At 39.8% G+C, this 15611-nt stretch carries 17 protein-coding genes and 2 pseudogenes; 14 read left to right on the forward strand and 5 right to left on the reverse strand.

From position 1 onward, the window contains the following. Positions 1–42 precede the first annotated feature (42 nt). From MK396_RS03620 to manA, 8 genes and pseudogenes are all read left to right on the forward strand, one after another. Positions 43–390 (forward strand): annotated as a pseudogene (locus tag MK396_RS03620) (VOC family protein). A 251-nt stretch (positions 391–641) separates the two neighbouring features. Next, positions 642–944 carry a lactococcin 972 family bacteriocin gene (locus MK396_RS03625; protein WP_076984435.1) on the forward strand — a complete coding sequence of 101 codons (303 nt, stop codon included), beginning with the start codon at positions 642–644 and terminating at the stop codon, positions 942–944. Positions 945–1002: 58 nt separating this feature from the next. Next, positions 1003–3000 (forward strand): DUF1430 domain-containing protein, encoded by a 1998-nt coding sequence (locus tag MK396_RS03630; RefSeq protein ID WP_268723688.1) that lies wholly within the window; start codon positions 1003–1005, stop codon positions 2998–3000. Position 3001: 1 nt separating this feature from the next. Next, on the forward strand, positions 3002–3637 hold the full coding sequence (locus MK396_RS03635) for a putative bacteriocin export ABC transporter (RefSeq protein ID WP_071851381.1): 636 nt from the start codon (positions 3002–3004) through the stop codon (positions 3635–3637). A gap of 228 nt (positions 3638–3865) precedes the next feature. Further along, positions 3866–3946, forward strand: a pseudogene (locus MK396_RS03640) (VOC family protein); the annotation flags it as partial. 217 nt (positions 3947–4163) lie between these two features. Further along, positions 4164–4424: a SemiSWEET family transporter gene (locus MK396_RS03645; RefSeq protein WP_001291473.1), complete on the forward strand. Its 261-nt coding sequence runs from the start codon at positions 4164–4166 to the stop codon at positions 4422–4424. Between the two features lie 131 nt (positions 4425–4555). After that, positions 4556–5995 (forward strand): 6-phospho-beta-glucosidase, encoded by a 1440-nt coding sequence (locus MK396_RS03650; RefSeq protein WP_268723689.1) that lies wholly within the window; start codon positions 4556–4558, stop codon positions 5993–5995. Positions 5996–6115: 120 nt separating this feature from the next. Then, positions 6116–7060 (forward strand): mannose-6-phosphate isomerase, class I, encoded by a 945-nt coding sequence (gene manA, locus MK396_RS03655; RefSeq protein WP_268723690.1) that lies wholly within the window; start codon positions 6116–6118, stop codon positions 7058–7060. Between the two features lie 41 nt (positions 7061–7101). On the opposite strand, the gene MK396_RS03660 is transcribed toward manA, so the two are convergent. Continuing rightward, positions 7102–8442, reverse strand: a complete 1341-nt coding sequence (locus MK396_RS03660; protein WP_268723691.1) for a sodium-dependent transporter — start codon at positions 8440–8442, stop codon at positions 7102–7104. Between the two features lie 252 nt (positions 8443–8694). On the opposite strand from MK396_RS03660, the gene MK396_RS03665 reads away from it, so the two are divergent. Next, complete coding sequence (locus tag MK396_RS03665; protein ID WP_268723692.1) at positions 8695–9435, forward strand: MerR family transcriptional regulator; 741 nt, start codon at positions 8695–8697, stop codon at positions 9433–9435. Between the two features lie 28 nt (positions 9436–9463). Here MK396_RS03665 and MK396_RS03670 read toward each other — a convergent pair whose 3' ends face one another. From MK396_RS03670 to MK396_RS03685, 4 genes are read right to left on the reverse strand one after another with little or no spacing between them, the layout of a single operon-like run. Then, a complete protein-coding gene (locus MK396_RS03670; RefSeq protein WP_198459843.1) occupies positions 9464–9919 on the reverse strand; it encodes an 8-oxo-dGTP diphosphatase in 456 nt (151 codons plus the stop codon). Positions 9920–9928: 9 nt separating this feature from the next. Then, positions 9929–10450, reverse strand: a complete 522-nt coding sequence (locus MK396_RS03675; RefSeq protein ID WP_061852743.1) for a DUF1697 domain-containing protein — start codon at positions 10448–10450, stop codon at positions 9929–9931. Positions 10451–10463: 13 nt separating this feature from the next. Then, positions 10464–11645: an NAD(P)/FAD-dependent oxidoreductase gene (locus MK396_RS03680; protein WP_268723693.1), complete on the reverse strand. Its 1182-nt coding sequence runs from the start codon at positions 11643–11645 to the stop codon at positions 10464–10466. 57 nt (positions 11646–11702) lie between these two features. Next, the gene (locus MK396_RS03685) at positions 11703–12548 is read right to left on the reverse strand and encodes a DegV family protein (protein WP_268723694.1); all 846 of its coding nucleotides are present in this window, start codon (positions 12546–12548) and stop codon (positions 11703–11705) included. A gap of 124 nt (positions 12549–12672) precedes the next feature. Between MK396_RS03685 and MK396_RS03690 the strand changes: the two genes are divergently transcribed. The 5 genes from MK396_RS03690 (at position 12673) to MK396_RS03710 (ending at position 15546) form a co-directional block, all read left to right on the forward strand. Next, the gene (locus tag MK396_RS03690) at positions 12673–13230 is read left to right on the forward strand and encodes a TetR/AcrR family transcriptional regulator (RefSeq protein ID WP_268723695.1); all 558 of its coding nucleotides are present in this window, start codon (positions 12673–12675) and stop codon (positions 13228–13230) included. Between the two features lie 18 nt (positions 13231–13248). Then, positions 13249–13716: a deoxycytidylate deaminase gene (locus MK396_RS03695; RefSeq protein WP_000136994.1), complete on the forward strand. Its 468-nt coding sequence runs from the start codon at positions 13249–13251 to the stop codon at positions 13714–13716. 88 nt (positions 13717–13804) lie between these two features. Further along, on the forward strand, positions 13805–14434 hold the full coding sequence (upp, locus tag MK396_RS03700; protein WP_000515972.1) for a uracil phosphoribosyltransferase: 630 nt from the start codon (positions 13805–13807) through the stop codon (positions 14432–14434). Between the two features lie 173 nt (positions 14435–14607). Continuing rightward, a complete protein-coding gene (clpP, locus tag MK396_RS03705; RefSeq protein WP_061416422.1) occupies positions 14608–15198 on the forward strand; it encodes an ATP-dependent Clp protease proteolytic subunit ClpP in 591 nt (196 codons plus the stop codon). 78 nt (positions 15199–15276) lie between these two features. Beyond that, entirely contained in the window at positions 15277–15546 is a 270-nt protein-coding gene (locus MK396_RS03710; protein WP_000462101.1) for a YlbG family protein, read from the forward strand. The last annotated feature ends 65 nt before the right edge of the window (positions 15547–15611 follow it).

Raw genomic sequence — 15611 nt, forward strand, 5'->3', positions numbered from 1 at the left:
GAAAAGATCGGAGCAATCCGGTCTTTTTGTGGAGGATAACAAATGAATTTAAATCAATTGGATATTATCGTTTCAAATGTTCCCCAAGCCTGTGCTGACTTGGAGCGTCTTTTGGATAAAAAGGCTGATTATGCTGATGATGCTTTTGCTCAGTTTACGATTGGCAGTCATTGTCTTATGTTGTCCTAAAATCATTTGATTCCTTTTAACAATTTTCAGTCAGGAATCATTCTTCATATCGAGGTTGAGGATCTAGACCAGAACTATCAACGGTTGAAAGAGCTTGGTGCCGACATTTTACACGGTCCGACTGTAACTGATTGGGGAACGGAATCGCTACTAGTTAAAGGCCCTGCTGGTCTAGTCATTGATTTTTATCGTATGAAATAGGTCGCTTAATCATTTGACGTTAACCTTAGCTATTTTTAAAACAGAAATTGAGAATATGAACTATTGAAAAGATCGGAGCAATCCGGTCTTTTCATAACGGCTTTTAGCACATAAATAATTGACAGCGCTTTCTTTTTGTGGTATAATGAAGACGAGTATAGGTGGATTGAGTGCTTTAAATAAATTGGGAAGGAGGAAATAATGCGTTTTAAAAGCATTCATCTTATTAGAGCCTTAAAAGGAGGTTTCCTATGAAAAAACTAAAGAAAGTTTTAATTATTAGTGCTTTGGCACTTACTGCGACAACTGCAACAATCGCTTATGCCTATCGATATGATGTGGAAGGTGGTACGTGGGAATATGGTTATACTTATGGAATAAATGCTTATTCAGACTATTATCATTCTGATAATAACCATGGTTCTAAAGTTATAAATAGAAATAATGGTAATTCTGCAGTGGATAATGCTGACCCAGGTGTTTGGTCTAGAGCGTGGATTTGGGATGTTTGGGATCCAGCTACTTTCCGCTATAACCCTACCGGTTGGTATTGATTAGTGAGTAGGGAGGGGAGTTGACTTCCCCTCTTTTTTCGTATAAAAGGAGTCATCTATGTATGGTTTATTAAAAAAAATATTAGCATGTTCTTCCTTTATCTTGATAACCCTTGTCGGTCTTCTCTTTGTTTACCACTATAAGAGTGAATTGTTGGGAGGTTATAGTCAGAAAGTTGATGTTGTGAGTTCGACTAGTTCCATTGCTACAGATTTACAGAAAATTGCAGAAGATACTGGAACTGTTCTGGCGAGGAGAATAGTAGATGTTAAAGAAAATGAGAGAGGTGAGGTGGAAAACACTTACATTCCTATTGGAGGAGAACTACCAAAAGATTTACCCTTACAAGAAAACCAAGGACTTATTCAAAATGCTTCATATAATACTCTTTATATTATTGTCAAAGGAAATCTAAGCGCTCAAGATTTGGCAGGCAGATTGATTGAAAAGGGACATCAAGCGAATGCTGTGGAAGCAAATTCTGGACTCACCCTCTTAAAATTTCTCTTAGTCTATCCACAAGCTATCATGATAGCCTTTGTTTTTCTAATTTCTTTTCTTACACTCCTGGTTGCGGACTATATTGTTAATATTCGATCGGTCAGTATCAAGAGAATATCAGGATTAGGTAAGTATCAGATTGCCCTTAGGGGAATTTGGAAAGAGAGTCTTTTTTTAGTAGGGAGTGCTAGCATTGTATTTGTACTAGCTATTCTTATACTTATTTTACAAAGAAATGCTACATTACTTGCTATAGAATTGATTGGATTTCCCTTACTAGCTTGGTTAGTCATTCTACTTTTTCTAAACTTTTTTGCCTCCAATCTGTTTTATCATATCTTACAGAGACAACCGATGAACCTATCCCTTAAGGGGAAAGCTCCCTTGCATTTGATTTTTGTTTTGGTTATTGTAACACAGATTTTTTCACTCCTAACGGTTATGTACAGCATTTATGGGGTGGTGGATATGACTAGACAAGTGAGAACTTTGGAAGAAGGGAAGCAAGCGTGGACACAATATCCTAGCTATTTTGCGACTCATGGTCTTGATACAGGAGAGGAGAAAGTTGATAAAGAAAGAGTACAGGCATTTTACGGTGACTTAGTCTCAAAAACTGAGCCACTATACATTGGAACTACTTTAGATTATATTGCTATGTCTAGTAATTCTCAGAAAAACTCTGATTATCCAACTTCTGAAAATATTTCAAATCAACTAAAAGTTAATCGAAAGTTCATTAAGCAAAGTGGTCTTCAACTAAACACAGAAGGACAAGCTTTCTTTGAACAAATGGGAGACTTTGATCGTTTGATTTTAATTCCAAAGAGTAAGGAAAATAAGATTGAGGATTTGAAAAAGGTTTGGTCTCGGTTTGTTCAAAAGGGATTTGCACCCGATAATGCACCAATTAGGAAAAATCATCCAGATGAAAGAGTGGAAGTTGCGACTTATGAGGGAGGAGAAAACCTCTTTATCTATCCGATTTTTACTTCTGTACATTACTTAGTTAATCGAGATAGTTTTGTTCACGATCCGATTATTATCGTGTATGGATCTGCTTATGAAAGACAAGAAGTTGCAGGGTTTGATATATCAAACTATGTTTTTGACCATCCTGAGCAAGTCAGGGAAATTATAAAACAGTATAAAATGACAGCACATATCGGAAGCTTTACTAATGGTCTTTATTCTTTTGAGTCAAAAATCCAACAGGTGACAGTGGAAAGATTGTTACTCTTGATTGCGTCGTGCATTAGTCTAGCTACTTCCATCTTGTTGATGATTTTGTTAAATACACTTTATTTTTATCAAGGGCGTAAGACTTATTTTATTGAACGTTTAGCAGGAAAATCTCTTATTGTGATTCATCATTTTTACTTGCTTACCTTGATGTGTGGTTACTTTTTATTAGCAGGTTTGGCTACTTTCTTACATCTCCCAATCTTGGTTACGTTATTTCCTATTTTTATGGCTGTTGGTTTTCTTGCACTCTTTTTCTTTCAATTAAGACAACACCAAACAAGTAGTATCTTGTATCTGAAAGGAGGGTAATATGATTGAGTTAAGAGATATTCAAAAGACATTTGATGGACATGTTGTTCTTCGTGATTATTCTTATCAGTTTTGTGAAGGGAAATCTTATGCCTTGATAGGAGAATCAGGTGCTGGTAAGACAACTTTGTTAAATATCATTGGAAAGCTAGAAACAGCTCAAAATGGTACAGTAGAAATAAATGGCATTGACCTTAGAAAGATAAAGGAAAAAACTTATTTTAAAGATTTTGTTAGCTATCTTTTTCAAAATTATGGATTAATTGAAAACAGGAGTATTAAAGATAATTTGGAGTTGGCTTTTATTGGCAAGAAACTTTCCAGAAAAGATAAAGAGGAACAAATGTGTGAAGCATTAAAAAAGGTTCATCTCCAGCTTGATTTGAATCGGAAAATTTATTCTCTATCTGGTGGGGAAGCCCAACGTGTTGCCATAGCTAAAGTCATGCTAAAGGATTCTCCAATTGTACTTGCGGATGAACCTACGGCTTCGTTGGATGAAAAAAATAGCCGAGAGATTATTGATTTGATTCTTGGGTTACAAAATGAAAAACGTATTATTATCATTGCAACTCATGATAAAAGCGTTTATGAGCGTTTAGATGAAGTGATAGTGGTAAGAAAGGAGCAGAAATGAAAAATAGATTTAGTTTGACGCTTATCTTTTTTCAGGTAATGATAGCGGGCTCCTCTCTTTTTGTTATCCTAACTCAGTTTGGTTTACTTCGTCAACCTGTAAAAATCATCATACAGATGATCTGTCTTTTTAGTTTTTTATCTGTATGTATTACTATCTACAATTATGTTCGTGAAGAAAAGGATTAAAAGATACTGTTTTTATGAATGACTGTATGATAGTTTTAATGTTCAACCTGATTGGGGAACGGAATCGCTACTAGTTAAAGGCCCTGCTGGCCTAGTGATTGACTTTTATCGTATGAAATAGGGCGCGTAGTCATTTGACGTTAACCTTAATCATTCTTAAAACAGAATGTGAGAATATGAACTATTGAAAGATCGGAGCAATCCGGTCTTTTTCTGTTTCCTCTTTCTTATCACAAGATTGTGATAGTTTACATCTTCATAACAAAAGCTTCAAAGTCTTGATTGTTTTGAAAAAAGATTATAAAATATGATTCATAAAAATGAAAGAAGTTTCGAAAATGTCTGAAAAACAAATGAAAATTTTAGGTTGGGTAGCGACCTTCATGTCCGTTATGATGTATGTCTCTTACTTCCCACAAATCATGAACAATCTAGCTGGTCAAAAAGGAAATTTCATCCAACCCTTGGTCGCAGCCATCAACTGTAGTCTATGGGTTTATTACGGTCTTTTCAAGAAAGAAAGAGATATTCCCCTCGCGGCTGCTAATGCACCAGGTATCGTTTTTGGTCTGGTAACGGCTATCACAGCTTTGATTTAAAAAGAAGACTGGTCTCAGTCTTTTTTTCGTATATATAAAAGTAAGTTTAGTGCTATCATTATCCATAGAGTTCAAAACTTTTTGCCTCCTTTTTAGTATAATAGAAGTAATAAATCAATCGAGGTAAAGTGATGACAGAAATACTACAATTTCCAGAAGGATTCCTCTGGGGTGGTGCTACGGCAGCTAATCAATGCGAGGGTGCTTATAATCAGGATGGTCGAGGTCTTGCTAATGTCGATGTGGTACCCATTGGACCTGACCGTGAAGCCATTATCACAGGTCAGAAAAAGATGTTTTCTTTTGAGGAGGGCTATTTTTACCCAGCAAAAGCAGCCATTGATATGTACCATCACTATAAGGAAGATATTGCTCTTTTTGCGGAAATGGGCTTTAAGACTTATCGACTTTCCATTGCTTGGACTCGGATTTTTCCTAAGGGAGATGAAGCAGAGCCAAATGAAGCTGGTCTAGCCTTTTATGAGGATTTATTTAAGGAGTGTCACAAGTATGGGATCCAACCTCTGGTGACTATTACGCATTTCGACTGTCCTATGCATCTGATTGAAGAATACGGTGGTTGGCGCAATCGTCGGATGTTAGACTTCTATGAAAAACTTTGTCGTACACTCTTTACCCGTTATAAGGGTTTGGTCAAATACTGGCTTACCTTCAATGAAATCAACATGATTCTTCATGCACCTTTTATGGGAGCTGGGCTTTGTTTTGCAGAAGGAGAAAATCAAGAACAGGTTAAATACCAAGCCGCCCACCATGAGTTGGTAGCCTCGGCCATGGCGACTAAGCTTGCCCACGAAATTGACCCAGAAAACAGGGTGGGATGTATGTTGGCAGCAGGGCAATACTATCCTAACACAGCCCATCCGAGAGACTACTGGGCTGCTATGGAGGAAGATCGCAAGAGTTACTTCTTCATTGATGTTCAAGCGCGTGGGGAATACCCAAACTACGCCAAGAAGCAGTGGGAACGCGAGGGAATCAAGATAGAAATGACGGCAGAGGATCTAGACTTATTGAAGAATTATACTGTTGACTTTGTTTCCTTCTCTTACTATGCAAGTCGAGTGGCCTCAGGGGATCCAGAAGTTAAAGAATTAGCTGCTGGAAATGTCTTTGCCTCTCTCAAAAATCCTTATCTTGAATCCTCAGAATGGGGTTGGCAGATTGACCCACTTGGCCTTCGTATCACCCTCAATGCCATCTGGGATCGTTACCAAAAGCCTATGTTCATCGTAGAAAATGGTCTCGGTGCTATGGATACACCGGATGAAAATGGTTATGTAGCAGATGACGATCGGATTGCTTACTTAGAGGCTCATATCAAGGCTATGCGAGATGCCATATACCAAGATGGAGTTAACTTGCTTGGTTATACGACTTGGGGCTGTATTGATCTGGTTTCAGCTGGAACAGGCGAAATGAACAAGCGCTATGGTTTTATCTATGTGGATCGTGATAATGCAGGTCATGGAAGTCTCAAACGGAGCAAGAAGAAATCCTTTTACTGGTACAAGGATGTCATTGCCAGCAATGGTGCAAGTATTGAGTAGAGCACATTTGTTCACTATTTTTATAAAATCTTCTCCCTACTTTATAAGATAGGAAAAAGAGTTCAATTCGAACTCTTTTTTTGCTATAATGAGGGGAGAAAAATCAGACAGGAGATCGACATGTCAGAACCATTATTTTTACAATCAGTTATGCAAGAAAAAATCTGGGGTGGGACCAAGCTACGTGATGAGTTTGGTTACGACATTCCAAGTGAAAAAATCGGAGAATACTGGGCTATCTCAGCTCACCCAAATGGAGTTTCTAAGGTCGCTAATGGGCGCTTTGAGGGAACAGACCTAGCCACATTGTATGCGGAACACCGTGAATTGTTTGGCAATCGTCCAGAGCCTGTATTTCCATTGTTGACCAAAATTCTCGATGCCAATGACTGGCTCAGCGTCCAAGTTCACCCAGACGATGCCTATGGATTAGAACATGAAGGCGAACTTGGAAAAACAGAATGCTGGTATATCATCGCAGCAGACGAAGGTTCAGAGATTATCTATGGTCACAATGCCAAGTCCAAAGAAGAACTCCGCCAGCAAATCGAAGACAAGAACTGGGATGCCTTACTGACAAAAGTGCCAGTTAAGGCTGGAGATTTCTTCTATGTGCCAAGTGGTACCATGCACGCTATCGGTGCAGGTATCTTGATTCTTGAAACCCAGCAGTCTAGTGACACTACCTACCGTGTCTATGACTTTGACCGTAAGGATGACAATGGCAACTTGCGTGAACTTCACCTTGAAAAATCCATCGATGTTTTAAACATTGGAGAACCTGCCAATAGCCGACCTGCCACTGTCAAAGCAGATGATTTGCGTTCCACTCTCCTTGTTTCTAATGAATTCTTTGCAGTTTACAAGTGGGAAATCACTGGAAAAGTTGACTTTGAAAAGACAGCTGACTACAGCTTGTTTAGCGTCTTGGCTGGTCAAGGTCAGCTTACTGTTGACGGAAAAAACTATCCAATCCAAAAAGGCAGCCACTTTATCCTACCAAGTGATGTTGAATCTTGGACTCTGGAAGGACAAGGTTTAGAATTGATTGTCAGTCATCCATAAAAAAAGAAAGGGCCTGAGTTCATTACTCAAGTCCTTTTTGATTACATAAATTGGGCGATAAAGACCACAATGATGATAATTGGAATGACGAAACGAAGAAGGAAGAGCCAGACTTGGAAAAGTCCCTGCTTCCATGCTCTTTCATCAAGATGGAGTTCCTCCATAGCAAGAGCCTTTTTAAAGATGTAGCCTGTGAAAAGTGACAGGCAGAGAGCCCCAAATGGCATGAGGAGATTGGAAACCAAGAAATCCATGGCATCAAAGAAAGTCTTACCAAAGATGTGAACATCCGCCATAACTCCATAGGATAGGGCAGAAGGAATTCCAAAGACGAAGGTCAAGATTCCTAAAATGGCACTCCATTTAGCACGTTTGCTGTTGTCCTGGTTGGTGATATTGCCCACATTGATTTCCAGCATCACGACAGAAGAAGTAACCGTCGCAAAGAGGAAGAGCAAGAGGAAAAGGATGTAGAAAATGGTTCCAAAAGGCATCTTGTCAAAGAGTTGAGGTAAGACGATAAAGAGCAGGCTTGGTCCCCCTTCAGACTGGATATTGAAGGCTGACATGGCTGGGAAAATGGCTAGGCCTGCCATGATGGATACCGAGATGTTCATGGCTACAATGGAAATCCCTGATTGGACCAGATTGGTTTTTTTGTCCAAGTAGGACGCATAGGTCAGCATGGCTGTCACCCCTAGTGAGAGGGCAAAGAAAGATTGTCCCAGAGCATAGAGGAGACCAGCACTGGTCAGTTTTGAAAAGTCTGGTTTTAAGAAGTAAAGAACCCCTTCCATGGCATTTGGCAAGCTGAGAGAGCGCCCAATGATCACGACAAAGATGATAAAGAGCAGGGGCATCATGACTTTCGAAGCTCTTTCGATCCCTTTTTGAACCCCACGTGATACAATAAAGATATTCAATAAGATAAAGGCAGCTTGAGCTCCTATTACAATGGCTGGATTTGAAATGATTGAAGTAAATAACTGAGCATAATCACCCGTTCCACCAAGTTGGAACAATTTCCCAAACTCAATTCCTAGATAGACTAAAATCCATCCTCCGATGACACTGTAAAAGGAGAGGAGGATAAAGAGGGCAAAGGCACCAATCCAACCAATAAAGTTGTACTTGTTATTCTTGCCAAGTTTTCCAAAGGTTTTGATAGCGGAAACGCCAGCACTACGACCTAGGGCAAATTCAGCCAGCAGGAGCGGGAAACCAATTAAAATAGTGGAAATGAGAAAGACCAGTAAAAAGCCTCCACCGCCATTTGCAGCAGTCATATAGGGAAACTTCCAAACGGCACCAAGCCCGATGGCTGAGCCAGCAGATGCTAGAATAAAACCAATTTTCGAGCCCCATTGCGATTTTTCTGACATAGTTGAAACTCCAATCTCGTTTTTTAAATAAGAAAAGGCTACTTGAGTTGTCAAATAGCCTTCTCTCAATGGCTCTTTATGAGCCTTTTGTTTGATTGATAGACTTGACTATCCTATCATGTTTTCTAAGGTCTGTCAAGAAAACCATTTTCAAGTTTTCACACCTTTCTCAAAAAAGTTAAAAAATTTTCTCAAAAACGCTTGACTCTGACCTAAGGGGAGGGGTTATACTATCATTGTAAGGAGGAAATCATGTACCATATAAAAGAAGCTGCGCAGCTTTCAGGTGTCTCTGTCAAGACCTTGTACCACTATGATAAGATAGGACTCTTGGTCCCCTTAAAGTCGGAAAACGGCTATCGAACCTATAGTCAAGAGGATTTGGAACGCCTTCAGGTCATTCTTTACTACAAATATCTAGGTTTTTCTTTAGAAAAAATAGCAGAGCTATTAAAGGAAGATAGATCAGATTTGTTGCCTCACTTGACTAGACAGTTGGACTATCTAACTCGAGAAAGGCAACATCTGGATACCTTGATTTCCACCTTGCAAAAAACCATTCAAGAACAAAAAGGAGAAAGAAAAATGACGATTGAGGAAAAATTCACTGGATTTAGCTATCAAGACAATCAAAAATACCACCAAGAGGCGGTAGAGAAATATGGTCAGGAAGTCATGGACCAAGCGCTTGAACGCCAAAATGGTAGAGAAGATGAGGCTACTGCCGCTTTTAACCAAGTTTTTCAAGCTTTAGCTCAAAACCTTAAAAATGGACTAGCTGCAACAGCGGTCGAAAACCAAGAAGAAGCAGCCAAACTCTTGCAAGCTATTCGTACTTATGGATTTGACTGCTCTATTGAGGTATTCGGTCATATCGGTAAAGGCTACGTCTGCAACCCAGAGTTTAAGGAAAACATTGATAAGTTTGGTTCTGGAACAGCCCAGTACACATCAGATGTCATTGCAACTTACGTTCAGACAAATGCAGAATAAATAGGCTAGGAATTTCCTAGCCTATTTTTTACTTCAAGTCATAAAGCCAGTCGTCACCGTCTTTGTAGTAAAAGAATTCACTGAGATCTTCTTCTAGAAACACACGAAGCATATCAGACATATCATCGGTTGCAAGTTTTAGATGAGATAGATTGTCAAATTCTTCCCACCAAACCTTCCCTTCGTCTGAAGACTGGAGTTCACCAGTAAAGTGTTCTGTTTTGTAAAAGAGGACGACATAACGATAATCCTTGTCATCGTACCAGTTTTTGATACCACAGAGTTGGGGTTTGGAAATGGTTAGACCAGTTTCTTCTTTCACTTCACGAATGACAGCATCGACAAAGGATTCGCCATGTTCAACATGACCACCAGGAAAAGTAATGCCAGGCCAGTCAGGATTAACTCGATCTTGGACCAGAACTTGGTCTCCGTTTTTAATCATACACATATTGACAAATTCGACTGTTTCTTTTCTGTTCATCTTGTTCTCCTATTTTGTTAGTAACTTTTCCACTACGTTTAACTTTCGCATGGTCAGATCCAGGCCAAACAATTTTTCAAGATAGTTGGTATTGAGCTTTTTTTGTTTTGCAGTTCTAGGGAGATAGAGGTAGAGACAGTGATCACCTACACAAATTTCTTCTTCACCGTAGTCAGCTTTCAATTTTTCTAGTGGCAGACTTTGGATAAATCCCTGATAAAAAATCACATGTATACGATCGTAAAGATAGTCTTCTCTAAATGGATTCTCATGAACAATCTTTTCAAAATCGTTCTTATTCTTGATAACCATTTTTAAGTCGGCCCCAATTTTTTCCTTTATCAGAGTATGAACGCGTTCTCGTATTTCTTCTAAATCTAAGTCACTTTCAAGAATGATATTCCCACTTTGAATATAGGTTCGAACGTGTTGAAAACCAGCTTCTGTCAGAATATCTACCAAATAAGACATTTTCGGGATAGCATTCTTTCCATTAGGAGTAACACCTCTTAGTAAAATAATATGTTCCAAAGGACTTCCTTTCTTATTTGGTATTTATTGGATTTGAGCCTGCCACCCAGCCGGTGCAGAGGGCAGAAGTGATGTTGAAGCCACCCGTGTGGGCATTGATATCCATGACTTCGCCAGCAAAGTGGAGACCAGGAACGAGCTTACTTTCCAGAGTTTTGGGATTGATTTCCTTGAGACTGACACCGCCTTTGGTGACAAAGGACTTAGCCAATGACATTTTACCAGTGACAGGAATTTTGAGAGCCTTGATAGATTGGACAAGTTGCTCGCGTTCCTTTTCAGTCAGTTGTTTAACTTTGTCAGGATAGCCTTGCACAAGAAATTCTGCCAAGCGTTCTGGCAACAAAGTTTTTAAAGCATTTTTCAAGAATTTTTCCCGATTTTCCTCTAGAAATGCTGCCAAGTCCTTCTCAGAAAGTTGAGGCAAAACATCGAGTGAGAGAACCTCTCCGCCCTTGACAAAGCTAGATATACGTAGGGCAGCAGGGCCGGACAAACCAAAGTGGGTAAAGAGTAGATCATGAGTGATGACATGCTTGCCATAGCTTAGGGTCACGTCATCTAGGGAAATTCCCTGCAAGGCCTTATGCGAAAAATCTGTCAATAGAGGACTTTCAGCGGCTTCAAGCTCTGTAATGGTGTGCTTAAAATGACGGGCAATCTCGTGACCAAAACCAGTCGAACCAGTCGAAGGATAAGATTTACCACCAGTTGTGACAATGAGTTTATCACAAGTGAAGCTTTGGTCTGCGGACTTAAGGACAAACTGGTCGTCTATCTTTTTAACTGAAACAATTTCAGTTTGAGTGAGAACTTGTCCACCTAGCTCAGCGATTTTCTTTTCCAAGGCTTCGATAATAGTCCGCGATTTGTCGCTAGCAGGAAAGACACGGCCGTGGTCCTCGACCTTAAGCTTAACACCATTTTCTGTGAAAAAGTTGATGATATCATGGTTATCAAACTGGGAGAAGACACTGTAAAGAAAGCGCCCGTTACCAGGAATTCCAGCCAGAAGGTCATCTAGGCTTCCGTTATTGGTGACATTGCAACGTCCCCCGCCTGTTCCAGCTAATTTTTTGCCAAGTTTCCGATTTTTTTCAATGAGAAGAGTTTTCTGACCATAAAAGCTACTGGAGATGGTAGCCATCATGCCCGCAGGTCCTCCACCGATGACAATAGTATCAAAATGTTTCATAGCTCTATTGTACCACAAAAAACAAGAGATGCTTGGCATCTCTTGTTGCTTATAATCTTAGTTAATTTCATATCCCATCAACAAACCGCCATCTTCTGCATAGAAACTGCAGAGACCAGACGTAGGAATGATTTTGATATTGGCCTGTGGGAAGGTTTCCTGCAAGCGTTCTGACAATTGCTGACAGAATTTTTCATTGTTGCGATGAGCCATGACAACTCGACCACCAGCATAGCCAGCCTTGATGAGCTCTTCATAGGCCGCTTGAAGGGATTTTTTTGGTCCACGCGCTTTTTGGAGCAGTTCTAGGGTCCCAGTTTCACTTGCTTCCCCAACCATACGGATGTTGAGGAGGCCAACGACTGTACCGATCAGCTTACTCAAACGGCCATTTTTTACCAAGTTATCAACCTTAGCGAGGACAAATAGCAACTTCGTTTTTTCTTGGTAGGCTGTAATCGCTTCAACAATTTCTTCAAAAGAAAGTCCTTGATCAATCAAGCTATTGATTTTTTCTACAATTAGGTCAACTTCCCCACCAGCAGATAAACTATCAATCACATGAATCTGAGTGTCAGGGTGTTCTTCAAGGTAGATATTCTTAGCAAGCTGCGCACTATTATGACTGCCAGAAAGAGTACCAGTGATAGTAACGACAAAGATATGCTTAGCACCTTCGAATGCACGCAAGTAATCATCAGGGCTAGGACAAGCTGATTTTGAAGCCTCAGAAGTCGCATACATGGTTTCCATCATGTGGTCAATGTCAAGATTGGCATCATCGATAAAGACCTGATCAGCTACTTGAATGGTTAAAGGAACACTAACAAATTCCGTATCAATAGCAGGAGTTGCCAATTGACGATAATCACAACCAGAGTCAGCTACAATCTTCCAAGTCATAGAAATTCTCCATCTTTGTCACTTATACATTGACAAAGGTTCTGTCTTTTTTTACAATTGTATCATGAATGTCCTTGAAACAAAAGCACCATCCGTCTGTTGTTACAAGTAGAAAGAAATTGTTATGTCTGAACGTAAAATATCTGAAAAATCTCTTGAAAATCTCAGAAAATCAAATCAAGAATCCAATTTTTTAACCAGAGAAGCAATCGAGACGGCTCTTTTGCAACTTCTGGAAAAAAAAGACTTGGCAAAGATCAGTATTTCAGAATTAGTCAAACGAGCGGGTGTCTCTCGCGCCGCCTTCTATCGCAACTATGACTCCAAAGAAGAGATTTTGGAAAGCGTTTTTAAACGCAGTGCCCATAACATTATGGAACAGTTGAGCCACTACGATGTCAAAACCGATCTTTATCTGGTCTGGGTACACCTTTTCCGCGCAGCCAAGAAAGAAGCCAAAGTTATCCAACTTGCTCTGGATTACCACTTAGAAAAGATTTTCGTCCAAGCCATGCAGGAATTTTTGGAAAAATACCACGGAAAATCAAAAGGCGTCAGCAGCTACCTTCATTCCTTTTGGAGTTCTGCCATCGTATCGGTTCTGCTCAAATGGATCAAGGATGGCATGAAGGTTCCAGCTGAAAAGATTGCCGATTTACGCTTGCCATTTTTCAAAAAATAGGGGATAAGGAGAAGAATTATGACAGAAAAAAGACTGGCTTGGGATGAGTACTTTGCAGCCCAGGCCTTACTGATTGCCAATCGTTCGACCTGCAAACGTGCCAAGGTGGGAGCTGTCCTAGTCAAGGATAATAAGGTGATTTCAACAGGCTACAATGGTTCCGTATCAGGAACAGAGCACTGTATCGATCACGAATGTCTGGTCATTGAAGGTCACTGTGTTCGAACTCTTCACGCTGAGGTCAATGCTATTCTCCAGGGGGCTGAACGAGGGGTTCCTAGAGGATTTACAGCCTATGTGACCCATTTCCCTTGTCTGAACTGCACCAAACAACTGCTACAAGTTGGTTGTAAGCGCGTGGTTTATATCAACCAGTACCGAATGGATGACTATGCCCAGTACCTTTATCAAGAAAAAGGCACTGAGTTGACCCATTTACCATTAGAGACTGTTCAGACAGCTCTTCAAGAGGCAGATTTGATTTAAAAATTAATTAAAATAAATGGTTTAGAAAGCTTTTTAAACCATTTTTTGATATAATAAGAAGAATAAATTGAAAGAAGGAACTCAGAAAATGGGAAAAATTGAAGTCATTAATCATCCACTCATTCAACACAAATTGTCTATCTTGCGTCGTACAGATACTTCTACAAAAGCTTTTCGTGAACTAGTAGATGAGATTGCAATGTTGATGGGATATGAAGTACTTCGTGATCTTCCACTTGAAGACGTGGAGATCGAAACACCTATCACAAAGACCGTTCAAAAACAATTGGCAGGGAAAAAATTGGCGATTGTCCCAATCTTGCGTGCAGGTATCGGGATGGTAGATGGCCTCTTGAATCTGGTTCCAGCAGCCAAAGTTGGTCACATCGGTATGTACCGTGATGAAGAAACCCTTCAACCAGTTGAATACTTGGTGAAATTGCCTGAGGATATTGACCAACGTCAAATCTTTGTCGTTGATCCAATGCTTGCAACAGGTGGCTCAGCAATCTTGGCAGTAGATTCCCTTAAAAAACGTGGTGCTTCAAATATCAAGTTTGTCTGCCTAGTATCTGCTCCAGAAGGAGTGAAAGCTCTCCAAGAAGCACATCCAGATGTAGAAATCTTTACTGCAGCCTTGGATGAACGCTTGAACGAACACGGTTATATCGTTCCAGGTCTTGGAGATGCTGGAGACCGCTTGTTTGGTACTAAATAAAATTCCAAAGTAAATATTGAAACTAGAAGTTCGTTTTTGACTTGAAAGGAGGTTGAGTTTTTGTTTCTGTTTAGGTAATAGAGCAAAGATTTGACCTTTTTTGACCAAAAAGATATAATAGTTCTGTATTGAGTCGTAAGACCAAGAAAATTCAACATTAAAAGGAGAAATGAATGATTCCTGTAGTTATTGAACAAACAAGCCGTGGAGAACGTTCCTATGACATTTACTCTCGTCTTCTGAAAGACCGCATCATCATGCTAACAGGTCCAGTTGAAGACAACATGGCCAACTCCGTTATCGCCCAGTTGCTCTTCTTGGATGCCCAAGACAGCACAAAAGATATTTACCTTTATGTCAATACACCTGGGGGCTCTGTTTCAGCTGGTTTGGCAATCGTTGATACCATGAACTTTATCAAGGCAGATGTCCAAACTATCGTTATGGGGATGGCTGCATCTATGGGCACTGTCATTGCATCAAGTGGCGCAAAAGGCAAACGTTTCATGCTTCCAAATGCAGAGTACATGATTCACCAACCAATGGGTGGTACAGGTGGTGGTACCCAACAGACAGATATGGCGATCGCTGCAGAGCACTTACTTAAAACTCGTAAGACTTTGGAGCAAATCCTCGCAGATAACTCTGGTAAATCAGTCGAGCAAATTCATGCAGATGCGGAACGTGATTACTGGATGAGTGCCCAAGAAACGCTTGAATATGGCTTTATTGATGAAATCATGACCAACAATTCGTTAAGCTAAGCAACCTAGAAAGCAAACTCGACGGAGTTTGCTTTTTTTGGTATAATAGGGGAAGATTTCTTAGAAAGAGGATTCCTCATGTTTGAAAAAACAAATCGATCAGGATTAATCATCTATCTCTACTATAATCGAGATGCAAAAAAGATTCAGGAATACGGTGATATCTGTTACCATTCCAAAAAACATCGTTACTTGCAGCTCTATGTTCCAACTGAGGAGTTAGATGACTTAGTTGAGAGATTAGGTAAGGAAAGATATATCAAGAAAATTAGACGTTGCCATATTCAAGAGCTAGAAACTCCCTTCGTTGGGAATCTCTATCGGACCGAAGAAAACGTTATCATTTAAAAAGTTAAACAAATACATTGACAATTTTCTGATAATTCGGTATATTCTTAACATACAATTTTTGA

The organism is Streptococcus oralis (genome assembly GCF_026782235.1).
Classification (GTDB): domain Bacteria; phylum Bacillota; class Bacilli; order Lactobacillales; family Streptococcaceae; genus Streptococcus; species Streptococcus oralis_CC.